This window comes from Amycolatopsis sp. NPDC104819, assembly GCF_055583145.1.
The window spans coordinates 159,685-181,724 of sequence record NZ_JBVJON010000005.1 but is presented as its reverse complement, the minus strand read 5'-3'; the positions used below and the strand labels follow the sequence as shown (position 1 = coordinate 181,724).

The window sequence follows — 22,040 nt, the reverse complement described above, 5'->3', positions numbered from 1 at the left end:
CTCCCCCCACCTCCCCCCCCCCTCCCCCCCCCCCCCCCCCCCCCCCCCCCCCCCCCCCCCCCCCCCCCCCCCCCCCCCCCCCCCCCCCCCCCCCCCCCCACTCCGGTAGGGGAGAAGCTGCTGGTGAGGGTGTTGTGATCCCCCTGAACGGGCGCACCCGACAGGGCCACGAGACGCAACGGCTACCCTGGTGGTTCGAAGGCCGCACGAGCAGCAGGAGGTGCGGGTGAGCCAGGAGCTCGACGCCGCGGTGCCCGCGCAGGAGGGCGCCCCGCAGAACGGGCAGGCGGCGGCACAGCCCGCGCCGCCGAAGCCGAACGGCGCGGCGCCGAACCCGTCCGCCACCCGGCGGGTGCGCGCCCGCCTCGCCCGGCGCATCACCGCGCAGCGCGCCGCCCCGGTCAAGCAGGTCCTCGAGCCCCTCGCCGTCATCCACCGCGAGCTGCACCCGAACGCCGACCTGGGCCTCCTGCAGCGCGCGTACGACGTCGCCGAGGAGCTGCACCGGAACCAGCGGCGCAAGTCCGGCGACCCCTACATCACCCACCCGCTCGCCGTCGCGACCATCCTCGCCGAGCTGGGCATGGACACCACGACGCTCGTCGCGGCGCTGCTGCACGACACCGTCGAGGACACCGGCTACGCGGTCGAGAGCCTGAAGGCCGACTTCGGCGAGAAGGTCGCCGAGCTGGTCGACGGCGTCACGAAGCTGGACAAGGTCAAGCTCGGCACGTCCGCCGAGGCCGAGACCATCCGCAAGATGGTCATCGCGATGGCCAAGGACCCCCGCGTCCTGGTCATCAAGCTCGCCGACCGGCTGCACAACATGCGCACCATGCGTTTCCTGCCGCCGGAGAAGCAGGCCCGCAAGGCCCGCGAGACGCTCGAAGTCCTCGCCCCGCTCGCGCACCGGCTCGGCATGGCCACGGTGAAGTGGGAGCTGGAGGACCTCGCGTTCGCCATCCTGCAGCCGAAGAAGTACGACGAGATCGTGCGCCTGGTCGCCGACCGCGCGCCGTCGCGCGACATCTACCTGCGCTCGGTCATCACCGACCTGACCAGCAACCTCGTCTCGTCGCGGATCACCGCGAAGGTCGAGGGCCGGCCGAAGCACTACTACTCGATCCACCAGAAGATGATCGTCCGCGGCCGCGACCTGGACGACATCCACGACCTGGTCGGCGTCCGGATCCTGGTCGAGGACGTGCGTGACTGCTACGCCGCGATGGGTGTCGTCCACGCGCTGTGGCAGCCGGTGCCCGGCCGGTTCAAGGACTACATCGCGCAGCCGCGGTTCGGCGTCTACCAGTCGTTGCACACCACGGTGATCGGCCCGGACGGCAAGCCGCTCGAAGTGCAGATCCGCACCTACGAGATGCACCGCACGGCCGAGTACGGCATCGCCGCGCACTGGCGGTACAAGGAAACCAAGGGCACGCACAACGGCAATGCCATGGACGTCGACGAGATGGCGTGGATGCGCCAGCTCCTCGACTGGCAGCGGGAAGCGGCGGACCCGGGCGACTTCCTCGAGTCGCTGCGCTACGAGCTGGCCTCGCGCGAGATCTTCGTCTTCACGCCCAAGGGCGACGTCATCACGCTGCCCGTGGACTCCACGCCGGTCGACTTCGCCTACGCCGTGCACACCGAGGTCGGGCACCGGTGCATCGGCGCCCGGGTCAACGGCCGCCTGGTCGCGCTCGAGCGGAAGCTGGAGAACGGCGAGTCCGTCGAGATCTTCACGTCGAAGGCGGAGAACGCCGGGCCGTCGCGGGACTGGCTGCAGTTCGCCGGCTCGCCGAAGGCGCGCGCCAAGATCCGGCAGTGGTTCGCCAAGGAACGCCGCGACGAGGCGATCGAAGGCGGCAAGGAAGCGATCACCAAGGAGATCCGCAAGGTCGGCCTGCCGATCCAGCGGCTGGTCTCCGCGGAGTCGATGGGCGCGGTCGCCACCGAGCTGCGCCACGCCGACATCTCGTCGCTGTATGCGGCGGTCGGGGAGGGCCACACCAGCGCGAAGCACGTCGTGCAGCGGCTGGTGGCGCTCATCGGCGGGGTCGACGCGGCGGAGGAGGAGCTCGCCGAGCGCGCGACGCCGTCCACGGTCACCCGCCGCCGCGGCTCCAACGACGTCGGCGTGGTCGTCAAGGGCGCGAGCGACGTCTGGGCCAAGCTGGCCCGCTGCTGCACCCCGGTGCCGGGCGACGAGATCCTCGGGTTCGTCACCCGCGGCGGCGGCGTTTCGGTGCACCGCACCGACTGCACCAACGCCGGCGACCTGCAGTCCCAGCCCGAGCGGCTGGTCGAGGTCGAGTGGGCGCCCTCGGCTTCTTCGGTGTTCCTGGTGGCCATCCAGGTCGAGGCGCTCGACCGGCACCGCCTCCTCTCGGACGTGACGAAGGTGCTGGCCGACGAGAAGGTCAACATCCTCTCGGCGTCGGTGACCACGTCCCGCGACCGGGTCGCGGTCAGCCGCTTCTCGTTCGAGATGGGCGACCCGAAGCACCTCGGCCACGTCCTCAAGGTGGTCCGCGGCGTGGAAGGCGTCTACGACGTCTACCGCGTGACCTCGGCTTCCTAGGGCGACCACGATCCGTCGACCGCGATCCCGGCGGCCGCGGCGATCCGGTCGCGCGACTCCAGCAGCCGGTCGCGCAAGGCCGGCAGGTCGACGCCGAGCAGCTTCCCGTCGCGCTTGACCGCCTTCCCGGCGACGAAGACGCTGTCCACGAGGCCCGGGTGGCCCGCGGCGACGATCGTGCCGCACGCGTCGCCCACCGGGAAGATCGAGAGGTCCTCGGCGTCGAGCAGGACGAGGTCGGCGTCCTTGCCGACGGTGATGCTGCCGGTCCGGGCCGCGCGGCCGAGAGCCCGCGCCCCGTCGATCGTGGCGAACGCGAGAAAGTCCCGGCTCGTGACGCGGCCGCGCTCGGCGGCCATCGCGGTGCGCAGCGCGCCGAACATGTCGCCACCGGCGGACGGGCAGTCGTCGATCGAGAGTGACGGGCGGAGCCCGGCGGCCAGTGCCCGGCCGGTGATCAGCGGCTCGAAGCCCATTTTCAGCTCGACGTCCGGGCTGATCGACACCGAGCCGCCCGCGTCGGCGAGCATCACCAGCTGGTCGTCGGAGAGGCCGTTGCCGTGCACGACGGTCGTGCGGTCGTCGAGCAGCCCGCGCTCGGCCATCGCGGCGATCGGCCGGTCGCCGTGCCCCCAGCCGCCGGTGCCGTGGACGTGCATGCTCACCGGGAGCCCGAGCTCCCGGGCCAGCGCGACGTCCATGGCTGTTTCGTCCATTGTGGACATGACCGGGCCGCGCAGGCCGAGCGCCAGGTCTTCGCCGGGCAGCACTTCCCGCACTCGCCGGATCTCCGGCTCGATGTCCGGCCCCGCGGCGCCGTAGCAGAAGATCGAGTGCCCGGGCGCCTCGCGCAGGGCCGCGATCGCGGCGTCGGCGTTCTCCGGGCGGTCGGCGCAGTGGAACCAGTCGAGCATGGTCGTGACGCCGCTCGACAGCGCATCGAGGCGCCCGAGGAGGTTGCCCAGGTGGACGTCTTCGGGCCGGTAGTGGGGCTTGAGCGTGCCGTGCATCGCGACGCGGTACTGGTCGAACGTCCAGTCGGCGCCGAGGCCGCGGAACGCCGTCTGCCAGGTGTGCCGGTGCGTGTCCACAAAACCGGGCAGCACGATCTTGCCCGCGGCCTCGACGACCTCGGCCCCGGCCGCGTCGAGGCCCGAGCCGACCGCGGCGATCCGGCCGTCCTCGATGAGCACGTCACCGCGGGGGAGTGTCCCCACGGCGGGATCCACGCTGACCACCATGGCGCCCTGGACAAGTGTCTTCATCGGTGTCCTTCCCCAAGAGTTGATGCATCAACTCTAGCGTAAGCTGTCGCCATGGCGGAGATGAGCACCGAGGACTGGGCGTTCTGGAACACCTGGATGCGCGCGCACCGGCTGCTCGTCGAGGAGCTCGACCGCGGGCTGCAGCGCGACTGCGGCATCTCGAAGGCCGAGTTCAGCGTGCTGCGGACGCTGGTCGGGCCGATGCGCGTCGGGGAACTGGCCGACGCGCTCGACTGGGAGAAGAGCCGGGTCGCGCACCTGCTGACGCGGATGGAGAGCCGTGGCCTGGTGACCAGGACCGAGGCCGGCGCCACCGGTCGCCGGACAGGCGTCGAGCTGACCGCCGAGGGGCGTCGGACGGCGGAGGCGGCCACCCGGGCCCACGGCGCCAATGTCCGGAGGCTCGTCCTCGACGGGCTCACGCCTGAGCAGGCCGAGGCGATCCGGGCATGGAGCGAGCAGGTGGTCGAGCCCGGGTAGACCAGGACGACCAGTGGAAATGTGCGGCACCCGGGCCGGTCGGTCCACTTCGGACGTCGCGACGAGCTCACCGCGAAGCTGGTGTCGTAGGCGTCCCGGCGGCATTGCCCGAAATGCCGTCACCTGTCCCGGTTGCGCATGCTACTTTCTGCAAATTGCAGGTCCCCGTTCCGGAATTCGCGAGGGAGCGAGCATGTCCTCTGGCTCGGCCGACGACACCACGCGCTACCTCTGCGCGGCGTCCTACCTCGACCCCGGTTACAGCAAACGGGCGATCACCGAGTTCCTCGTCGAGCCCACCCGGCCGGTGCCGCCGTCGCCGGGGCTCGACGCCGGCCGCGTGCTCACCGAAGCGGTGCGGGCGCGCGCCCGCCGGAAGAACTACGACGGCCTTCTGGTGGCGCTCATGGCCGTCGTCATCGGGCTGTCGTGGGACAACCCGCTGCTCTACGGCTGGATCGTGCTGTCGGTGGTGCTCGTGGTCGCGCAGCCGGGGAAGACGGCGTTCGCGTCGCAGCGGTCGGTGAACCCGAAAACGGTGGCCCTGCTCGGGATCGTCGTGGTCGCCGGGATCCTGGTGTTCGTCTACTCGGACGAGATCTTCGGCGGCGGCCGGTACGTCTCGGACTACTCCTACGACGACTACTACGACGCCTCGGCGGGCAGCGACACCGCCCGGACCGTCATCGGTGTCGTGCTGGCCCTGGTGGTGCTGGTGGTCGTCACGATCGAGCGCTGGTCCCTGTGGAACCTGCTGACGACGCGCTTCAAGCGCAACGCCACGCCGTCGGCGGGCGGCACCCTCACCGGGCTGTTCACCGAAGACTTCCGCGGGCAGCTCGAGCGGTACCAGCGCGAGGACGAGTTCGCCGGGACCCCCGGCGCGCCACTGGTGGTCTACCGCGGGTACAACCCGTTCGTGGGCGCCGGGTTCCGCCGCGCCGCGTGGTCGATGGCGATTCCGCTGGAACGCCTGGAAGACGACGAAACCGACCCGGAAACGCGGCCGGAGCTCACCACCGAAACGTTGTACGGCGGGATCCGCGAGGCGATCGCGCACCTGCGCGAGTCGGCTTCGCTGTCGCCGGACCGGCGGCTGGGCGCGCTGACCGTGACCGAGGCGGTGTTCACCCCGGCCGCCGAGCTCATCGACCACCTCGGGGAACCGGACGCCGCGGCCTGCCTGCCGGACGTCGGGCGCCCGCCGCACACCCGGCTGACCGAGGCCGGTGTCGACCGGATCCGGAGGGAGCCCCGGGAATGGGCGCGCTACTACCTGTGCTTCCAGGTCGAGACCTGGGACCGGGACCTGGTGCTCACGACGTTCCTGCACGCCGCCGTGGACGACACGACGCTGTACGTCGAGTGGACGCCGTTCATGCTGCCGCCGATCCGCGCGGACTACCGCGTGGTCGACAAGATGCGACCGGACTCGCTGCGCCCGCTCGGGCAGGGACTGCTGGCCTGGCTGGAGATGCCGGCCGGCCTACCCGGCCGGATCGCCAACCTCGCGTCGTGGATCCGGCAGCCGAAGCGTGAACCCGGTGTCCTCGACCCGGACCGGTACGGCGCCTCGAGCACCCTGCGCGAGCTCGCGTCGGTGAACCTGTTCACCGACTACTTCCAGCTCGTCGACATCGAGCGGTACGAGAAGATCATCGAAAGCCGGCTCCTGCCGACCATCGGCAAGCTGCTGGGCGACGCCGGGTTCTCGACGGCGAAGTTCGACGAGCAGGCGGCGGTCGTGATCACCAACGACATCACCATCGGCGGCGACAACCGCGCCCCGATCACCCAGACCGGGCAGCGCGGCCCGCGCCCGCCGCGGGCGCCCGGCCGCCTGGCCAGGACGGAGGCCTGATGGGACACCGGATCACGAACAAGGTGAGCATCGGCGGGGACAACTCGGGCCGGATCACCCAGACCGGCATCGAGGGCGGCGCCGCCGAGGCCACCGTCTCGTCCCTGCTGGAGCTGGTCGAGCGGCTGAGCGCCGAGGTGCGCGGCAAGGACCTCGCGAAGCAGGAGGTGCTGGAGGACACGCTGACCGACCTCTCGGCCGACCTGCGCGCGGGCGACACCGCCGAGCCGGCCGTGGTGCGCAGCCGCTGGGACAAGGTCAAGGGCCTGCTGGGCGGGCTGGCGCAGTTCTCCGAGCTGGTCGCGAAGATCTCGGACCAGGTGCAGAAGATCTTCAGCTGAGCACCTTGCGCAGCAAGGTGTTGACTTCGTCCGGGCGTTCCATCGACGGCAGGTGGCCGGTGTCGGGCAGCTCGACGAGCTCGGCGTTCGGCAGCGACTCCGCCAAGTGCTCCGACAGCTCCACCAGCCCGCGCGCGTCCGCCGTCCCGATCACCACCGTGGCGGGTGTGGTGATCTCGGCCAGCCGGTGGCGGGTGTCCGGGATCCGCTCCGTCCACTGTGGAGTGGTCCAGTCGTGGCGGTACACCTGCTCGCACATTTCCCTTACCAGGGCCAGCATCTCGGCGGGCAGCACGGACACGTCCCGCTCCGGGCCGGCCACCAGGTAGCGGATGTTGGCCTCCGCCATGGCCCGGACGTCGGCCGGGTCGACGTCACCCTCGCGCGCGGCGTACCGGGCCAGGCGGTCGGCCGGGACGGCCTCGGCCGTCAGCCGGGTGATGTCGGCCTGCATGTGGTCCGGCCAGGTGTGCCCGGTGAGGCCGGAGCCGAGCAGCACGAGCCGGGTGATCCGCTCCGGCGCGGCGAGCGCGGCGTCCAGCGAGCACGCCCCGCCCATCGACGCCCCGACCAGCGTCGCCTGCTCGATCCCCCGGGCATCGAGCAGCGCCAGCAGGTCTTCGTAGTGGGCGTGTTCGCCGACCCCGGCCGTCTCGCCGAAGCCGCGGCGGTCGTAGCGGATCACCCGGTGGGTGGCGGCGAGCGTGGTGAACTGGGCCTCCCACATCCGGCGGTCGCCGATCGCGGCGTGCAGCAGGACGACCGCGGGCCCCTCACCCGCTTCGTCGTAGCCGAACGCCGTCCCGTTCACATCGATCGTCGCCATGGTCCCAAGCTAGCCACACGACCGGGTCACACAGTGCGGTTTTCGCTCAGGGCGAGAAGCTAGTGTGCCGGACATGACCGACGGATTCGACCTGACGCGCGACGGCGAAGTCGCCCGGCTCACGCTGAACCGGCCCGAGAAGATGAACGCGATCACCTACGGCATGTGGTCGGCGATCCCGGACGTCGTGGCCGAGGTGGAGGCCGACCCGGCGCTCAAGGTGCTGGTGATCGCGGGCGCCGGCAAGCACTTCTCCGCCGGCGCGGACATCAGCGAGTTCGGCGAGCTGCGCACCACGGCGGACGGCGCGGCGCGCTACGACAAGGCGGTCGAGGGCGCGGTCGCCGCGTTGACCGCGATGCGGAAGCCGTCGGTCGCGATGATCCAGGGCAACTGCATCGGCGGCGGCTGCCAGGTCTCGGTCGCGTGCGACTTCCGGTTCGCCGCCGAGGGCGCGCGCTTCGGCATCACCCCGGCGAAGCTCGGCATCGTCTACCACTTCGACTCGACACGCCAGCTGGTCTCGCTGGTCGGGCCGGCGCACGCCAAGTACTTCCTGCTCTCCGGCGAGCTGATCACCGCCGCCCGGGCGCGCGAGATCGGCCTGCTCAACGACGTCTTTCCCGCTGCTTCGCTGGAATCCTCGACGTCGGAGTTCGTCTCGACGTTGTGCTCGCGTTCGCAGGCGTCGATCCGCGGGATGAACCGGATCATCGAGAAGATCGTCGCCGGCCAGGAGACGCCGGACGCGGAGGTCGAGGAGATCCGGTCCGAGGCCCTGCACGGCGAGGACTACGCGGAGGGCGTCGCGGCCTTCCTCGAGCGGCGCCCGCCGCGGTTCACCCACCGCTGACCGTCGCCGCGACCATCCGTCCACATCGGACTCGGTACCGGTCCTCAGGCATCCAGGTATTCCCGGAAGTGCTCGGCGACGACGTCGGTCACGCCGGCGGGGTCGAGGCGGCCGTCGATCTCGAGGACGCGGATGCCGAGCTCCCGCGCCGACCGGACGACCTGGGCGGCGAGCATCCGGTCGCGGGTCAGCCGGGTCCGCTGCGCCGGGATCTCGGGCTCCTCCGGCCGGTGCCGCAGCTGGTGCTGGCGGAACAGCTCGGTCGGCACGAGCACCACCATCCGGCGCGGCGAGTCCACCAGCGGCGCGACCAGCTCCGGCCGCAGCCCCCGGCCCTCGGCGACGATCGGCCGCGGCGACGTCAGCGCGCCCAGCTCGTCGAGCGCCCAGCCGAAGCGGCGCCGGAACTCGGTCACCATCGCGGTCAGCTGGTCGCCGGCCGGGACGTCGGACGGCTGCGCGTCCGCGGGCCGGGTCCGCTGGTCGTGGTGGTAGATCGTCAGCCCGTGCCGCTCGGCCAGCAGCCGGGCCACGGTGGACTTCCCGGTCCACGGGGCGCCGCCGATCCACAGCGTCTTCCGCAGAGTGCCGTACGGATCCGAGGTCATCAGACGACTATCGCGAAACCGGCCGCCCGATGGCCAGTGTTCCGGCCCCGGTTGATCCGTTCAGCGCAGGGTGACGCCGCACGCACGCCACGCGGTCACGATCCGTCGCTCTCGTTGTCGACGACCAGCACGGTCGAAGCGTCCGCGAAACCCGGCTCCCGGTCGAGCCGGAACCGGAACTGCGAGCCCGGCCGGACCGCGGCGACCACCTGGGTCTCGGCCGTGTCGAGCACGATGATCGCGTGCTCTGCCGTGATCGGCTCCTCGCGCAGCACGAAGTCCGGGCGCGGCTGGGGGACCACGACCGGCATGGGGAGCGTGCCGCTGACCGAGCCGGACCCGTCGTCGTCTTCGTGGTGCTCGACCGGCTCGAACGGCGGCGGTGGGACGAGCCGCGGGCGGCGCCGCCACCAGAGCCCGGCGATCAGGCCGGTCAGCAGGCCGCCGGTGCCGCTGACGGCCGACGCCAGCCCGATCCCGAGGCCGTCGGACGTTTCCGCGGGCGGCGGCGCCACCGGGGCGGCGACGGGCGGCATCGGCGGCAGGGGACCGAACTGCACCGCGGGGTCCTTGGCGTCCTCGGGCAGCTGAAGCACCTGGCCGGGTTCGATCGCCGTGGCGTCGGTGAACGGCGTCCCGTCGGGCCGCGGGCGGCCCTGGTTGAGCCGGAAGATCTCGGGGAACCGCCGCCCGTCGCCGAGCGCGCGTTCGGCGATCTTGAACAGCGTGATGTCGTCGGGGTTGTCGGCGTGTGGGACGACGTAGTACTTGACCGACGGCGGTGGCGCGGCCGGCGTGGTCTGCGCGAGGGCGAGGCCGCCGGCGAACACGGCGACGAGCACCCCGGCACAGCCGGCCTGCGCGGCCCGCCCGAGCGCGCGGCGCACCCCGGGAACCCGGTTTTCGACCATCGTCGGCACCCTCTCCCCGGTGACCCCGGCGGGTCCCGGTGTAACCCCTCTAACACGGGGCGGGCGCGGGCGCGGTTCAGATCACGACGGGCGGGACGGGTCAGATCCGGTCCCAGGCCACCGTTTCGTAGGCCTCCGCGAGCAGCTTCACGGCGCGGTCCGCGGGCGGCAGCACGAAGTCGTCCACCGAAGCGACCGCGCGGCCCGGCGTCTCGGAGTTCGTCAGGACCATCGCGTCGAACCCGGGCAGGTCGGCGGGCCGGACCTCCCGGGTCTCCTGCGGGACGCCGAGGCGGCGCAGGGCTTCCTGCTGTACCAACATCGTGATGCCGGGCAGGACTTCGGCGTCCGGCCAGACGACCGTGTCGCCGGCCAGGAACGCCGCGTTCCACACCGAAGCCTCGCTGATCCGGCCTTCGGGATCGACGAACAGCGCGTCGTCGTACCCGGCGAGCTCGGCCTGCCGCGAGTGGTGGATCAGGCCGAACGTGCCGAGGTGCTTCACCTGCGGCAGATCCCGCTGGTACCGCACCGTCCGCAGGCGCAGCGGCGCCGGGTCGACCGGGTGCGGCGGCAGGGTGCGGACCAGGATCTCCGGGGTCATCGGCTCGTCGAACGACCGCGTGAGCACCAGGACCCGGACCGAAAGCGCCGGCTCGTCCGCGATCGCCTGGCGGACGTAGGACCGCACCTGCCCGACGTCGAGCTCCGCGCCGAACAGCAGGCGGGTGCTCGTGGTGAGCCGGTCGAGGTGGTGGGCGAGCCCGCGGACCCGCCCGTCCCGGACCTGCATCGCGGTGAAGTGACCGTAGGAGGTCATCGCCGCGACGGCAGCGTCCGGGCCGAGCGGGACCCCGTTCAGCTCGGAGCGGACCGCCACTACTGGACGGTGACGCCCGTGAACTTCACCTGCTTGGTCGGCGCCCCGGTCCCGTCCTGCGGGTTCGGGTTCGCGATGCCGGCCTTGGCCACCGCGTCGAGTACCTTCAGGCCCTCGTCGCTGATGCTGCCGAACACCGAGTAGTCCGCCGGGAGGCCTTCGGCGCTGCCGTAGACCATGAAGAACTGGCTGCCGCCGGAGTTCGGGGCCTGCGTCTTCGCCATCGCGAGGATGCCGCGGCCGTACTTGATCTCCGGGAACGCCTCGTCCGGCATCGTGTAACCGGGGCCGCCCTGCCCGTCCTGGGTCGGGTCGCCGGTGGCCGACGGGTCACCGCACTGCAGCATCTGCAGGCCCTCGGTGCCGAGCCGGTGGCACATGGTGTCGTTGTAGAAGTTCTGCTTCGCGAGGCTGACGAAGCTCTGCACCGCGCACGGCGCGAGCGCCCGGTCGAGCGTCAGCGGGATGTCGCCCGCCGTGCTCTTCAGCGTCACGTTCACCGTGCCGGTCGACGCGACGTTCTTGCCGTCGGGCAGGTTCACCTTCTTCGGCGCCTTGCCGGTCGTGTCGGCCTTGAAGTCGCACGTCGTCGGGTTCGGCAGCGCCGCGGACCGCTTCGGCAGCGCGGTGCGCTGCGTCGGGATCTGGACTTCGGTCGGCGGCGGAGCGGCCGAGGACGACGCGGCGGTGTCGGTGTTCTCGCCGCCGTTCGCGCTCACGATCCACACCACGACACCCGCGACGACGAGGACGGCCACACCGACCACACCAGCGCCGATCCTCCTGCGTCGCTTCTGCTGCTCCAATCGGCGCTCGAGCTGCCGCTCGAGTTTGCGCTTCGCAGCTTCGCGGCGCTGCTGGTTGGTCGCCACCCCGTACCCTCCAGGTTTCCGCTCGTGTCACACGTCTGAGGTAGCGGCAGTGTATGGGCACAGCCTGTGAGGACCATGTACAGGGCCCGCTAGTCTCAACCCGATCGTGATCGGCGCCATCCGGCGCGGAAGTCCGGGAGGCGTTCGGTGCTCGTCGTCGGGTTCGGCAGCGGCCCGCTGCAGGCCAACTGCTACCTGCTGGCGGAGGCCGCCGGCGGGCCCTGTGTGGTCGTGGATCCCGGGCAGGACGTCGCGGCTGGGCTGGCCGCCGCGCTCGCCGAGCACCGGCTGGTCCCGGCGGCGCTCGTGGCCACCCACGGGCACCCCGACCACGTCGCCTCGGCCGCCGCGCTGTCGGCCGACCACGGCGTCCCGCTGCACCTGCACCCCCTCGACGCCCAGCTCTACGACGGCGACAGCGTCCCGCTCCAGACGGGCGGCTTCGCCGGGCTCGACGTCGACGTCCGGCACGTCCCCGGGCACACGCCCGGCTCGGTCGTGCTGAGCCTGGCGACGGCCGAAGGCGGCCGGCTCGCGCTGACCGGCGACACGCTGTTCGCGGGGTCGGTCGGCCGCGGCGCCGACCCGGAGGCGGTGCGGGACCTGCTCGCGAGCTTCCCGGACGACACGGTGGTGCTGCCGGGCCACGGCCCGGCGACGACGATCGGCCGGGAGCGCGCGGGCAACCCGTTCCTGGCCGGGACGGGGGCGTGAGCATGGCCGAAGAGACGTCCGAGCGCCTGGCGCTGTTCGAGGAGGACCCGCGCGGCCGCCGTCGCCGCGGGATCTCGGGGCTGATCGGCGCGGTGATCGTCGCCGCCGCGTTCGGCGGGATCGCCGGGCTGATCGGCGGCACGGTGACCGGGCTGGTCGTCGCGCTGGTGATCGCCCTGCCACTGCTGTACGTGATGGCGGTCAGCATCCGGCGCCGCGTCTGGCTGGAGGGCTCGACGCTGCTGGTGCGCACCTGGGGGCTGCGCCGGGTCGACCTGGTCGCCGCGACCCGCCTCGACCTCGTCGTCGGCGACGTCCGGGGCTCGCGCACGGTCAGCCTGCTCGTCAACGCCGGGCAGCGGGGCAAGGTGGCGAAGGTGGACCTCGCGGTGTTCTCCGGGACCGGCGGGCGCGAGCTGGGCATCCTGCAGCTGCGGAAGCTGGCGAACGCGCTGATGAACAACACCGAGGCGAACGGCCTCGTGTTCGGGGAGCTGCTGGTCGCCGAGCTCAAGGCGGAGGCGCGCGGCACCGGCGTGGCCGACCGGCCGCTCTACCGGCTGGCGTCGGTGGCGCCGTCGGGCAAGTACGTGCAGCGCTTCACGATGGAGGCCGTCAGCCGGTTCGTGGCGACTCTCGACTGAGCTCGTCGTTCTCCTTGCGGAGCTGTTCGAGCTGGTAGGCGAGCTCGGGGAGCTCCTGGGCGATGTAGCCGGCGAGGCGTTCGACGTGCTGCACGGTGGCGCGGATGTCTTCGAGGGCGGCCGCGATCCGCGGCAGGGATTCGACGGCCTGGACGGTGGCGGTGACCAGCCGCAGCGTCCCGCGCACGAGCTGGCGCGGGCCGAACAGCACGAACATGGCGTCTCCCCGGGTCGGCTGCCGCCTTCCTACCGCGTTCTCGCTGGTCCGGTGCGGTCGGGGTGCGCTCGTGTTACGGGTGGGACGGAACGGCCTTCGTGGTGCTGCTGAGGTACGTCGCGGGCTCTCGTGAGGCGATCAGCGCGGACAGGACGGTCGTCACCGGGACGGCCGCCACGATGCCGACGCTGCCCGCGAGCGTCCGGATGATCTCCTGCGCGATCTCCTCGCTGCCGAGCAGCGCGCCCAGCCCGACCCCCGAGATCGACGAGTACAGCAGCACCGGCAGCGCGGCCCCGGCGTAGGCCATGACGAGCGTGTTGACCGCCGAGCCGACGTGGTCCCGGCCGATCCGCAGCCCGGAGCGGTACAGCTCCTGCCAGCTCAGGTCCGGGTTGGCCCGCCGGAGCTCCCAGACGGCGCTGGTCTGGGTGACCGTGACGTCGTCGAGCACGCCGAGCGCGCCGATCACCACGCCGGCGAGGAGCAGGCCGCGCGCGTCGATGCCGTGGCCGAGCGAGCCGATCAGCGTCGACGTGCTGTCGTCGAGCCCGGTCAGCGACGCGGCGGCCGAGAAGATCGCCGACAGCACCCCGATGAGCGCGAGGCTGACGAGCGTGCCGAGCACGGCCGCGGACGTTCTCGCCGACAGCCCGTGCGTCAGGTAGAGCGCGATGAACATGATCGCGCCCGCGCCGGCGATGGCCACGACCAGCGGGTTTTCCCCGGCGAGGATGGCCGGGAGGATGAACAGGGCGATCACGACGAAGGACAGGCCCAGCGCGGCCAGCGCGGCCAGGCCCTGCCAGCGGCCGAGCACCAGCACGGCGACCGCGAAGAGCGCGGCCAGCACGAGCAGCGGGGTGCCGCGCTGGAAGTCGACCAGCTGGAAGCTCGCCGGGTCGGCCGCGTTCCCGCCGTTGTAGGCGAGCACCACGGCGTCCCCGGCGGTGAAGCGCGGGGTGCTGGGCTCGATCGGGACAGTCAGCTTCAGCTGCTTCCCGTTCGCCGGGCCGTCGGTCATCGTGAGGTCGACGGTCAGGCAGGGTTTGGCGTTCGGGTCCGTCTGGTCGCCGACCTGGACCTGGCCCTGGGCGAGGCAGGGACCGGTGTTGGTGGCGGTGATGTTCGCGGCGACGGGCGTGCCCTGCGGGACGACGCTCGTCGGGTCGGCCTTGCCCCAGGGGTAGAGCACGATCATGCCGATGACCGTCGCTAGCGCGAGGGGCGCCAGCAGCCAGATCAGCAGCAGCCGGACGCGACGGGACGCCGGGGCGGCGGGGCCGTGTCCGTGACCGTGGCCGTGCCCGTGTCCGGCTTCCGGGGCGGTGGGCTCGGGTTGCTTCGCGGTGCGGGGCCGGGCTCCGGCGGCTCGCTGCGGCCCGGTGTCTCCACGCCGTGCGGCGCGCTGGGGGCCGGTGTCGGCGCGGCCGTCTTCGGGAAGCCGCCGGGCGCCGTTCTCGGCTCGTTTTGCGCCGGTGGGAACCCGCTGCGGCCCGGTGTCGGCCCGGCGCGGGGCGTCGGCCGCGCGGCGGGTGCCTTCCGGGGGTGTCCGGCGGGCCGGTTTCCGGGGCGTACCCGGCGTTCCGGACGTCCCGCGGGCCGCGGAAGGGGACACCTCGTCGGTGACCCGGCGAATCGGGCCGGTTTCGTCGTCGTCGAGGTCGGGGCGGTCCACCCGCACATCCTGACAGCGGGACCGCGCGCCTCACGCAAGGGGCCGCCGACGGCCCGGTTCGTCCGGATGCGCCGTGTCGTCCGCCGGTGTACGCGTGTCGTCCGTTCAGGTACGCGTGTCGTCCGGTACGCCGATGGACGACACGCGTACCCAGCCGGACGACACGCGTACCCAGCCGGACGACACGCGTACCCGGGTGGACGACACGGGGGTCAGCCGTAGGCCTGCCGGACGTGGACGCGGCGGTAGGCCGACGGCGGGGTGTCGAAGTGGTCGAGGAAGGCCTGCCGGAGGGTTTCGGTCGAGCCGAAGCCGCAGCGGCGGGCGATCGTGGCCAGGGGCAGGTCGGTGCCGGACAGCAGGCGGGCCGCGTGCTCGGTGCGGATCGTGCGGACGTACCGGCCGGGGGTGGTGCCGAGGTGGGCGTCGAACAGGCGGGTGAGCTGGCGGGCGCTGATCCCGGCGCGGGTGGCGAGCGCCGGGGTGCCGAGGTCGTGGTCGAGGTGCTCGGCGATGTACGCCGTGAGGTCGCGGACCTCGCGGTGCTCCGGCGGCGGGCCGGCCAGGAACAGGCTGACCTGGGCCTGGTTCCCCGGCCGCTGCAGGTAGGTCACGAGCGAACGGGCCACCTCGCGCGCCAGCGTCGGCCCGTGGTCGGCCTCCACCAGCGCCAGGGTCAGGTCGAGGCCGCTGGTCACGCCGGCCGCCGTGTAGACGTTGCCGTGCCGGACGTACAGCGGCACCGGGTCCACCGTCACCGCCGGGTAGTCCTCCGCCAGCTTCGCCGCCCAGCGCCAGTGGGTCGTCGCGCGGCGGCCGTTGAGCAGGCCCGCCGCGGCCAGCACCTCGGCGCCGGTGCAGACCGACGCCACCCGCCGGCTGGTCCGCGCGAGCCGCCGGACGTGGGCGAGCACGCGCTCGTCGGCCGCCGCCGACGTGCTGCCCCAGCCGCCCGCGACGACAAGCGTGTCCAGGTCGCCGGCCACCTGGTCGAGCCGCAGGTGCGGCTGCAGGACCAGCCCGGAGCCGCTGCGGATGCCCTGGCCGTCGAGGTTGGCGAGCCGGATCTCGTACGGCGGGCGCGCGCCGTGGCGGTTGGCGGCGTCGAGCACGTCCGCCGGGCAGGCGATGTCCAGCAGCTCGACGTCGGGGAAGCCGACGATCGTGACCCGTCTGGGTGAACCTGCCATGATCGCACGCTAGCAGCCGGACCGGCGCTCGGACGCGGTTCGCAGGTTTTCGGACATCCGCGTGCCACCGGGTCGCGCGCGCCGCCAAGGTCGGGGCATGACCGATGAGCAGAAGACCATCGCCTTCGTCGTGTACCCGGGGCTGACGCCGCTCGACCTGGTGGGCCCGCTGCAGGTGCTCAGCGCGCTGGCCCAGATCGACCCCGCTTACCGGACCGTCGTGGTGGGGGCGGCGAAGGACGCCGTCGACACCGACACACCGCTGCGGATCGCCCCGAGCCACACGTTCGACGAGGTGCCGTCGCCGTTCGCGGTCCTGGTGCCCGGCGGCACCGTGCCGACCCTGCGCGCGATGGCCGACGAGGCTCTCCTCGCCTGGCTGCGCACCGCGGCCGCGGGCGCCGATTTGGTGACGTCGGTCTGCACCGGCTCGCTGGTCCTCGGCGCGGCCGGGCTCCTCGACGGGAAGGAGGCGACCACGCACTGGATGTTCCGCGAGGTCCTCGCCGGGCTCGGCGCGACGCCGGTCGCGCGACGCTGGGTCGAAGACGGCCGCGTGATCACCGCGGCGGGTGTCTCCGCGGGCATCGACCTGGCACTGCACCTGGTGGAACGGCTGGCCGGCCGGGAGGTCGCGACCACCGTCCAGTTCGTCATCGAGTACGACCCGGAGCCGCCGCAGGGCGCCCTGGACTGGGCCAACCGGCCGTACGGCGATCTCAAGCCGCTGCGCGAGCACACGCTGCGCGCGGGCCTGGCCGACCACCCGGAGCTGCTGGCGAAGCTGATCGCCCACGCGTGAGCCCAACGGCGTCGGCCATCCGGGTGATCGGGGGACGGACCGCGCACCCGGCGGTTAGATTCAGCTCGCTCGATCAGGTGATCTCGCGGGTGGGGTGTAGCCGTGCGGTTCCAGGTCCTCGGTCCGATGACGGCCACCGCCGAACTGCCGTCGGCGGCCCAGCCGCGGCGGCTGCTCGCCGTCCTGCTCGCGCGCGCCGGCCAGTTCGTCGGCCGTGACACGCTGGTCGACGAGCTGTGGCCGGACGCCGCGCCGTCGAGCGCCGCGGCGATCGTGCAGGTCACCGTGTCGAAGCTGCGCAAGACGCTCTCACCCGGTCTCGGCGCGGCCGAGGCCGGGCAGCGCCTGCGGTCCGGGCCGCGGGGCTACGCGCTGACGGTCGAGCCCGGTGAGCTGGACGCGGACGACTTCCTGACGCTGCTGGCCTCGGGCGCCGACGATCGGGCGCAGCGCCGCCGCGCGCTCGAACGGGCCCTGGCGTGCTGGCGCGGGGACGCGTTCGCCGACGTCGTCGGCGGGCCGCTGCTCGAGGCGCACAAGCTGTGGCTGGAGGACCGGCGCTCGGCCGCGCTGCTGCAGTTGGTCGAGCTGGAGCTCGCCGACGGCGACGGCCGGGCCGTGGTCGAGCGGCTCGACCCGGTGGTCGCCGCACGGCCCGCGGACGAACGGTTCGCCGCGCGGCTGGCGTCCGCGCTCGGCACCGTCGGCCGCCGCGACTCGGCGCTGGAGGTCCTTCGCCGGACGCGCCGGGCGCTGTGGGAAGAGGCCGGTGTGTGGCCGGGCGCCGACCTCGTCGCGGTGTACCGCCGGATCGCCGGCACCGAGTGGACCACGCCGGGCCCGCCCGCCCAGCTGCCGCCCGCGGTGCCCGACTTCACCGGCCGCGCGGCCGAGCTGGCCGACGTCGGACGGGCCCTGCGCGGCCCGGCGCCGGTCGTGCTGCACGGCGCCGCCGGGGCCGGGAAGTCCGCGCTGGCCGTCCAGGCCGCCTGGCGCGCCCGCCGCCGCTTCCCCGACGGGCAGCTGACGGCGTCGCTGAGCGCGTCGGCCGATCCGGCGGCCGTGCTGACCGGGTTCCTGCGCCTGCTCGGCGCCACCCCCGCGGAGCTGGCCGACCGCGAAGGCCTGACGGGGCTCTGGCGCAGCTACACCGCCGACCGGCGGCTGCTGGTGCTGCTGGAGGACGCCGGGTCCGAGGCCCAAGTACGGGCGCTGCTGCCGGCCGGACCCGGCTGCGCCACGCTCGTCACGTCGCGCCGGGAGCTGCCCGGCCTCTGCGGCGCCCACGCGGTTGCGGTGCCGAGTCTGTCCACAGAGGACGCCCGGGCGCTGCTGGCGGCGATCGCGGGGGAGTCCCGGCTGCGCGCGGAACCCGAAGCGGCACAACGGCTTCTCGGTCACTGCGCCGGGCTCGCGCTCGCCGTCCGGATCGCCGGGGTGAAGCTGGCCGCGCGGCCGAACCAGAGCGTCGGCGAGCTCGCCGCGCGGCTCGCCGACGAACGCCGCCGGCTCGACGAGCTGACCACCGGTGATCTCGGCGTCCGCGCCGCGGTGACGTCGGCGGTGCGGGAACGCCCCGCGCACGACGTCGTCCTGCTGCGGCTGCTCGCGGTTTTCGACGGCACGATCCCTGTCTGGTGGGCCGCGGCGCTGCTGGACCGCCGGCCGGCCGAGGCCCGCGACCGGCTCGACGCGCTGGCCGAGGCGCACCTGCTGGACCCGGTGGGGGCGCGGTGGGTGGTGCCGCCGTTCGTCCGGCTGGTCGTGACGGAAGGGCCGGCGCCGGAGGGCGACCGGACGGCGCTGCTGCGCGCGTGCGAGGTCACGCTGGCACTCGCCGAGCACGCGCGGGGACGGCGGGCGGAGGAACACTGTCCGGCCGGGAAGCCCGCGGCACGGCCGGATCCCGGAGTGCTGCGCCGGATCGCGGCCGACCCGCTGGGCTGGGCGGCGGAAGAGACCGCGCTCATCGCCGCCGCCGTCCGGCTGGCCGGCGCCCACGGCCGCCACGAGCTCACCGAACGGCTCGCCGACGCCTGCACCGCCCTGGCCGGCACCCCGTGGCTCGGCCACGACGCCCGCGCCGTGTCGGTGCTCGGCCTCGTCGCGGCCCGTCGGCGGCAGGACCCGCGCGCGGAGGCCGAAAAGCTGTACCACCTCGGCTCGGTGCACTGGCAGCACGGCCGCGGCCGGCAGGCGCGGAACTACTTCGTCATGGCCGAGACGCGCTTCCGGCAGCTCGACGACCCGCGCGGCACCGGCGTGGTGCTGGCCGCGCTCGCCGACGTCCACCTCGACGGCGGCGACCCGCGTGCCGCCGAGGCCGAGCTGCGGGAGGCCCTCGGCCTGCTGCGGGACTGCGGCGACCGGCGCGGGCAGGCGGCCGCGGCGGCTCAGCTGGGTTCGCTGGCCGAGGACGTCGGGGACGTCCGCCGCGCGGTCGAGAGCTTCGAGGTGAGCATGCTGCTCGCCCGGGAATGCGACGACGGCCGCCGGCTCGACCAGGCCGCCAAGCGGTACGCCGACGTCCTGCGCCGGCACGGTGGCTGCGACCAGGCGGCCGACCTGCTCACCGGCGCGCTCGGCGGCGCCGTCCGCACGCAGGAGCGGCACTGGGAGGCGCACGTCCTGCGCAGCCTCGGCGACCTGCACACCGAGGCCGGGGAGGTGGCGGACGGGGAGCGCTGCCTGACGCGGTCGCTGGCGCTGTTCGAGCAGATCGGGCACCGGCACGCGGCCGCCTACACCCACCGCAGCCTCGCCGAGGCCCGCCGCCGCGCGGGCGACCCGGCGGGCGCCCGGTGGCACGTGCGGGTCGCGATGGGCGTGTTCCGGGAGCTGCGGGACCGCCGGGGAGCGGGGTACGCCCTGCTCAGCCTCGGCCGGGCCCAGGCCGACGACGGCGCCGGGGCCGAAGCCGCGCGGAACCTGCGGACCTCGGCCGAGCTGTTCCGCGGGCTCGGGTTCCCGCTGTGGGAGCTGCGGGCGCTGGGGGAGCTCACCGCCGTCACCGGTGAATCCCCGGCGCGGGAGCGAACCCGTGAAGTCTTGACGAAGATCAGGACCTGACCCGGCCCGCACCCCTGCTCCCGGCCGCGGTGTTTGGCGAAGTTATGGGACCGCGGATTTGGCTGCCGCTCGTCGATCGTCGCAGACATCAGGAGGCAAGCCATGCCGGGACAACGGATGCTGGCGCGGGTGGCCGTGGGGCTGACCGCTTCGGCCGCGACGGTGGTGTTCGCCACCATCGGGACCGCGTCCGCGAGTGTCGAGGTCACCAAGCTCTCGCAGGCGCAGGCCGCGTCGCAGCTGTCCGCCGCCGGGGTCACGCACTCCTCCAGCGGGGGCTGCACCACGCGGTCGAACTCGACCTGCACGTCCTACGAGCAGATCAACCAGACCACGGTCACCGGCGTGATCACGCTGAAGCGGGCGAGCGGCTGCGCGGTCAACATCACCGGCGGCACCGAGGTCGGGCACGCGTCGGGCACCTACAGCCACTACAACGGCTACAAGGTGGACATCGCGCACAACAGCTGCATCGACAACTACATCAAGAACTCCTTCGCCTACATCGGCCTCCGCGGCGACGGCTATCCGCAGTGGAAGGCCGGGTCCGGCAACCTCTACTGCGACGAAGGCAACCACTGGGACATCACCTACTACACCTGCGGCTGCTGAGTCTTCCCGGCCGGGACCTGCACGTCTCGAGGGCTGCGGGCAGGCCCCGGTTACGCACCGCGACGAGCGGGTACCTCTCCGGGTGGAGGTGAGGAGATGACTTCACACACCACCCGGGCCGGTCGGCCCCGCACCGCGGTGCTCGGCGCCGCAGCGGGGTTCGTGCTCCTGGCCGGTCTCTACCTCGTGCTCGCCCCGTGGGTCACCGGCTTCGGCGGCGCGGGTGTGCTCGCGCTGAGCAACACCTTGGTGGGCCTGGTCCTCGTCGCGCTCGCCATCGCCCGGACCGCCACGCGGCGGCTGTCGCTGATCGGCTGGGTCGTCCCGGTCCTCGGCGCGTGGGCCGCGCTCTCGCCGTGGCTGCTGCGGCAGGTGGGGGAGACCCCGCCGTCGACGGCCGCCCTGACCGGCAACATCGTGGCCGGCGCGGTGGTCGCCGTCGCGGGTGTGGCGCTCGCTAGTTCTTGACCAGCAGCCAGCCGTCTTCGCCCGGCCGGTACGGCGCGTCCGCGCGCTTGGCGACGATGCCGGGCAGGCCGTGCTGGCGGCTCGCGCCGGAGACAGCCTCGCCGCCGCCCGCGAAGTAGCGCGGCACCTGCCAGTGGCGGTCGGTCACGACCAGGCCGTCCAGGAGCTCCCGGCGCTCGGTGTAGGGCAGCTCGAGGGTCGGCTTGCCGTCGAAGTGCAGGACGTCGGAGGCGAAGTAGAAGACCGGGCAGCTGGTCTTGAGCCGTTTCGCGGCGGCGCCGTCGGCGCGACGGCGTTGTTCGAGGCCGTCGGGGTAGGGCTTGCCGTCCTTGACCACCACGACTTCGCCGTCCAGCAGCACTTCCGTCGACCCGAACTCCTCGCCGAGCTTGTGCAGATCGGGGTAGCGGCTCGTGACGTCGGCGCCGGTGTCGTCGTGGAGGGTGACGCGGCCGCCGGAGACCTGCATCATCGTGCGCAGGCCGCCCCACGCGAACTCGTACGCCCAGGCGTCGTCGTCGGCGGGCAGGTCGCCCGGGGCTGCGGTCATCGGCTCGAGGAACTCCGGCGCGTCCTCGTGCCCCGGCTCGGCCGGGTCGAGGCGCCGCAGCGTCCAGTCCCGGTTGTCCTCCTCGTGGCGGTTGGCGAAGACGTACTTGCCGCGCGTGCGCTCGCCGTGGAAGACGACCTCGACCTTGTGGTCGTTCCAGTGCAGCGTTTCGTACGTCCCGGTGTCCCAGATGGTCATCGTGCCGCCGCCGTACTCGCCGGCGGGGATCTCGCCGGCGAACGTGAGGTACTCCATCGGATGGTCTTCGGTGTGCACGGCGAGCCGGTTCACGCCCGGGGTCAGCGGCAGGCCCTTCGGCACCGCCCACGACACGAGCACGCCGTCGCGCTCCAGCCGGAAGTCCCAGTGCAGCCGGGTGGCATGGTGTTCCTGGATGACGAAGAGGTCGTCGTCCCCGGGGACGGGCGGGCCCTCCGGCCAGGGTTCGGGGGTGCGGTCCTTGCCACGCTTGCCGCGGTACTCGGTGAGTTTGTCCGCCATCGCCGGCCCGGCACCCCTTTCCGCTCGGAACCGCCAGCCTACCGGGCGACCGCAGCGCCCCGGCCGGAGGTAGTGAATGACTCATTCATGGCGTCTGGCGCCATGAATGAGTCATTC

General features: G+C 73.0%; 21 protein-coding genes. 11 read left to right on the top strand and 10 right to left on the bottom strand.

Annotation, left to right across the window (positions count from 1 at the left end; all coding sequences use genetic code 11):
- Positions 1-226 precede the first annotated feature (226 nt).
- Positions 227-2,581 carry a RelA/SpoT family protein gene (locus tag ACZ63E_RS17000; protein ID WP_465312493.1) on the top strand — a complete coding sequence of 785 codons (2,355 nt, stop codon included), beginning with the start codon at positions 227-229 and terminating at the stop codon, positions 2,579-2,581.
- On the opposite strand, the gene ACZ63E_RS16995 is transcribed toward ACZ63E_RS17000, so the two are convergent.
- Positions 2,578-3,846 (bottom strand): amidohydrolase family protein, encoded by a 1,269-nt coding sequence (locus tag ACZ63E_RS16995; RefSeq protein WP_465336914.1) that lies wholly within the window; start codon positions 3,844-3,846, stop codon positions 2,578-2,580. The genes ACZ63E_RS17000 and ACZ63E_RS16995 overlap by 4 nt on opposite strands.
- Positions 3,847-3,897: 51 nt before the next feature.
- Between ACZ63E_RS16995 and ACZ63E_RS16990 the strand changes: the two genes are divergently transcribed.
- The 3 genes from ACZ63E_RS16990 (at position 3,898) to ACZ63E_RS16980 (ending at position 6,528) form a co-directional block, all read left to right on the top strand.
- Complete coding sequence (locus ACZ63E_RS16990; protein ID WP_465312491.1) at positions 3,898-4,326, top strand: MarR family winged helix-turn-helix transcriptional regulator; 429 nt, start codon at positions 3,898-3,900, stop codon at positions 4,324-4,326.
- A 193-nt stretch (positions 4,327-4,519) separates the two neighbouring features.
- A complete protein-coding gene (locus ACZ63E_RS16985) occupies positions 4,520-6,187 on the top strand; it encodes a hypothetical protein (RefSeq protein ID WP_465336913.1) in 1,668 nt (555 codons plus the stop codon).
- Complete coding sequence (locus ACZ63E_RS16980; protein ID WP_465312489.1) at positions 6,187-6,528, top strand: hypothetical protein; 342 nt, start codon at positions 6,187-6,189, stop codon at positions 6,526-6,528. Before ACZ63E_RS16985 ends, ACZ63E_RS16980 begins: the two co-directional genes overlap by 1 nt.
- Here ACZ63E_RS16980 and ACZ63E_RS16975 read toward each other — a convergent pair.
- A complete protein-coding gene (locus ACZ63E_RS16975; protein ID WP_465336912.1) occupies positions 6,521-7,354 on the bottom strand; it encodes an alpha/beta fold hydrolase in 834 nt (277 codons plus the stop codon). The two genes, ACZ63E_RS16980 and ACZ63E_RS16975, sit on opposite strands and share 8 nt — an antisense overlap.
- 73 nt (positions 7,355-7,427) lie before the next feature.
- Between ACZ63E_RS16975 and ACZ63E_RS16970 the strand changes: the two genes are divergently transcribed.
- Complete coding sequence (locus ACZ63E_RS16970; protein WP_465336911.1) at positions 7,428-8,207, top strand: enoyl-CoA hydratase/isomerase family protein; 780 nt, start codon at positions 7,428-7,430, stop codon at positions 8,205-8,207.
- 44 nt (positions 8,208-8,251) lie between these two features.
- Here the strand turns inward: ACZ63E_RS16970 and ACZ63E_RS16965 are convergent, their stop codons facing one another.
- The 4 genes from ACZ63E_RS16965 to ACZ63E_RS16950 form a co-directional block, all read right to left on the bottom strand.
- The gene (locus ACZ63E_RS16965) at positions 8,252-8,815 is read right to left on the bottom strand and encodes a hypothetical protein (RefSeq protein ID WP_465336910.1); all 564 of its coding nucleotides are present in this window, start codon (positions 8,813-8,815) and stop codon (positions 8,252-8,254) included.
- Between the two features lie 95 nt (positions 8,816-8,910).
- Positions 8,911-9,726 (bottom strand): LysM peptidoglycan-binding domain-containing protein, encoded by an 816-nt coding sequence (locus ACZ63E_RS16960; RefSeq protein ID WP_465336908.1) that lies wholly within the window; start codon positions 9,724-9,726, stop codon positions 8,911-8,913.
- Positions 9,727-9,826: 100 nt separating this feature from the next.
- Positions 9,827-10,606: an aminotransferase class IV gene (locus tag ACZ63E_RS16955; RefSeq protein ID WP_465336907.1), complete on the bottom strand. Its 780-nt coding sequence runs from the start codon at positions 10,604-10,606 to the stop codon at positions 9,827-9,829.
- Positions 10,606-11,478, bottom strand: a complete 873-nt coding sequence (locus tag ACZ63E_RS16950; RefSeq protein WP_465312483.1) for a peptidylprolyl isomerase — start codon at positions 11,476-11,478, stop codon at positions 10,606-10,608. The genes ACZ63E_RS16955 and ACZ63E_RS16950 overlap by 1 nt, the downstream gene beginning before the upstream one ends.
- Positions 11,479-11,625: 147 nt before the next feature.
- On the opposite strand from ACZ63E_RS16950, the gene ACZ63E_RS16945 reads away from it, so the two are divergent.
- Both ACZ63E_RS16945 and ACZ63E_RS16940 read left to right on the top strand, forming a co-directional pair.
- Positions 11,626-12,192, top strand: coding sequence for an MBL fold metallo-hydrolase (locus ACZ63E_RS16945; RefSeq protein WP_465336906.1), 567 nt, complete (start codon positions 11,626-11,628; stop codon positions 12,190-12,192).
- A gap of 2 nt (positions 12,193-12,194) precedes the next feature.
- Positions 12,195-12,836, top strand: a complete 642-nt coding sequence (locus ACZ63E_RS16940) for a hypothetical protein (protein ID WP_465312612.1) — start codon at positions 12,195-12,197, stop codon at positions 12,834-12,836.
- Here the strand turns inward: ACZ63E_RS16940 and ACZ63E_RS16935 are convergent.
- The 3 genes from ACZ63E_RS16935 to ACZ63E_RS16925 all read right to left on the bottom strand — a co-directional run bounded on the left by ACZ63E_RS16935 (position 12,808) and on the right by ACZ63E_RS16925 (position 15,921).
- A complete protein-coding gene (locus tag ACZ63E_RS16935) occupies positions 12,808-13,053 on the bottom strand; it encodes a hypothetical protein (RefSeq protein ID WP_465336905.1) in 246 nt (81 codons plus the stop codon). The genes ACZ63E_RS16940 and ACZ63E_RS16935 overlap by 29 nt on opposite strands.
- 73 nt (positions 13,054-13,126) lie before the next feature.
- A complete protein-coding gene (locus ACZ63E_RS16930) occupies positions 13,127-14,731 on the bottom strand; it encodes a YibE/F family protein (protein WP_465336904.1) in 1,605 nt (534 codons plus the stop codon).
- Between the two features lie 212 nt (positions 14,732-14,943).
- On the bottom strand, positions 14,944-15,921 hold the full coding sequence (locus tag ACZ63E_RS16925) for a GlxA family transcriptional regulator (RefSeq protein ID WP_465312479.1): 978 nt from the start codon (positions 15,919-15,921) through the stop codon (positions 14,944-14,946).
- A gap of 97 nt (positions 15,922-16,018) precedes the next feature.
- Here ACZ63E_RS16925 and ACZ63E_RS16920 point away from each other — a divergent pair, with 97 nt between their 5' ends.
- The 4 genes from ACZ63E_RS16920 to ACZ63E_RS16905 all read left to right on the top strand — a co-directional run bounded on the left by ACZ63E_RS16920 (position 16,019) and on the right by ACZ63E_RS16905 (position 20,872).
- Positions 16,019-16,723, top strand: a complete 705-nt coding sequence (locus ACZ63E_RS16920) for a DJ-1/PfpI family protein (RefSeq protein WP_465336903.1) — start codon at positions 16,019-16,021, stop codon at positions 16,721-16,723.
- A gap of 102 nt (positions 16,724-16,825) precedes the next feature.
- The gene (locus ACZ63E_RS16915) at positions 16,826-19,792 is read left to right on the top strand and encodes an AfsR/SARP family transcriptional regulator (protein ID WP_465336901.1); all 2,967 of its coding nucleotides are present in this window, start codon (positions 16,826-16,828) and stop codon (positions 19,790-19,792) included.
- A 102-nt stretch (positions 19,793-19,894) separates the two neighbouring features.
- The gene (locus ACZ63E_RS16910) at positions 19,895-20,404 is read left to right on the top strand and encodes a hypothetical protein (RefSeq protein WP_465336900.1); all 510 of its coding nucleotides are present in this window, start codon (positions 19,895-19,897) and stop codon (positions 20,402-20,404) included.
- 96 nt (positions 20,405-20,500) lie between these two features.
- Positions 20,501-20,872, top strand: a complete 372-nt coding sequence (locus ACZ63E_RS16905) for an SPW repeat protein (RefSeq protein WP_465336899.1) — start codon at positions 20,501-20,503, stop codon at positions 20,870-20,872.
- Here ACZ63E_RS16905 and ACZ63E_RS16900 read toward each other — a convergent pair.
- Positions 20,862-21,923, bottom strand: a complete 1,062-nt coding sequence (locus ACZ63E_RS16900; RefSeq protein ID WP_465336898.1) for a DNA polymerase ligase N-terminal domain-containing protein — start codon at positions 21,921-21,923, stop codon at positions 20,862-20,864. The genes ACZ63E_RS16905 and ACZ63E_RS16900 overlap by 11 nt on opposite strands.
- Positions 21,924-22,040: the final 117 nt, after the last annotated feature.

What these genes read in the sequence shown, in the direction of transcription:
- ACZ63E_RS16995 (WP_465336914.1), bottom strand. Translation starts at nt 3,846, where the DNA reads ATGAAGACACTTGTCCAGGGCGCCATGGTGGTCAGCGTGGATCCCGCC.
- ACZ63E_RS16990 (WP_465312491.1), top strand. Translation starts at nt 3,898, where the DNA reads ATGGCGGAGATGAGCACCGAGGACTGGGCGTTCTGGAACACCTGGATG.
- ACZ63E_RS16985 (WP_465336913.1), top strand. Translation starts at nt 4,520, where the DNA reads ATGTCCTCTGGCTCGGCCGACGACACCACGCGCTACCTCTGCGCGGCG.
- ACZ63E_RS16980 (WP_465312489.1), top strand. Translation starts at nt 6,187, where the DNA reads ATGGGACACCGGATCACGAACAAGGTGAGCATCGGCGGGGACAACTCG.
- ACZ63E_RS16975 (WP_465336912.1), bottom strand. Translation starts at nt 7,354, where the DNA reads ATGGCGACGATCGATGTGAACGGGACGGCGTTCGGCTACGACGAAGCG.
- ACZ63E_RS16970 (WP_465336911.1), top strand. Translation starts at nt 7,428, where the DNA reads ATGACCGACGGATTCGACCTGACGCGCGACGGCGAAGTCGCCCGGCTC.
- ACZ63E_RS16965 (WP_465336910.1), bottom strand. Translation starts at nt 8,815, where the DNA reads ATGACCTCGGATCCGTACGGCACTCTGCGGAAGACGCTGTGGATCGGC.
- ACZ63E_RS16960 (WP_465336908.1), bottom strand. Translation starts at nt 9,726, where the DNA reads ATGGTCGAAAACCGGGTTCCCGGGGTGCGCCGCGCGCTCGGGCGGGCC.
- ACZ63E_RS16940 (WP_465312612.1), top strand. Translation starts at nt 12,195, where the DNA reads ATGGCCGAAGAGACGTCCGAGCGCCTGGCGCTGTTCGAGGAGGACCCG.
- ACZ63E_RS16935 (WP_465336905.1), bottom strand. Translation starts at nt 13,053, where the DNA reads ATGTTCGTGCTGTTCGGCCCGCGCCAGCTCGTGCGCGGGACGCTGCGG.
- ACZ63E_RS16925 (WP_465312479.1), bottom strand. Translation starts at nt 15,921, where the DNA reads ATGGCAGGTTCACCCAGACGGGTCACGATCGTCGGCTTCCCCGACGTC.
- ACZ63E_RS16920 (WP_465336903.1), top strand. Translation starts at nt 16,019, where the DNA reads ATGACCGATGAGCAGAAGACCATCGCCTTCGTCGTGTACCCGGGGCTG.
- ACZ63E_RS16910 (WP_465336900.1), top strand. Translation starts at nt 19,895, where the DNA reads ATGCCGGGACAACGGATGCTGGCGCGGGTGGCCGTGGGGCTGACCGCT.
- ACZ63E_RS16905 (WP_465336899.1), top strand. Translation starts at nt 20,501, where the DNA reads ATGACTTCACACACCACCCGGGCCGGTCGGCCCCGCACCGCGGTGCTC.
- ACZ63E_RS16900 (WP_465336898.1), bottom strand. Translation starts at nt 21,923, where the DNA reads ATGGCGGACAAACTCACCGAGTACCGCGGCAAGCGTGGCAAGGACCGC.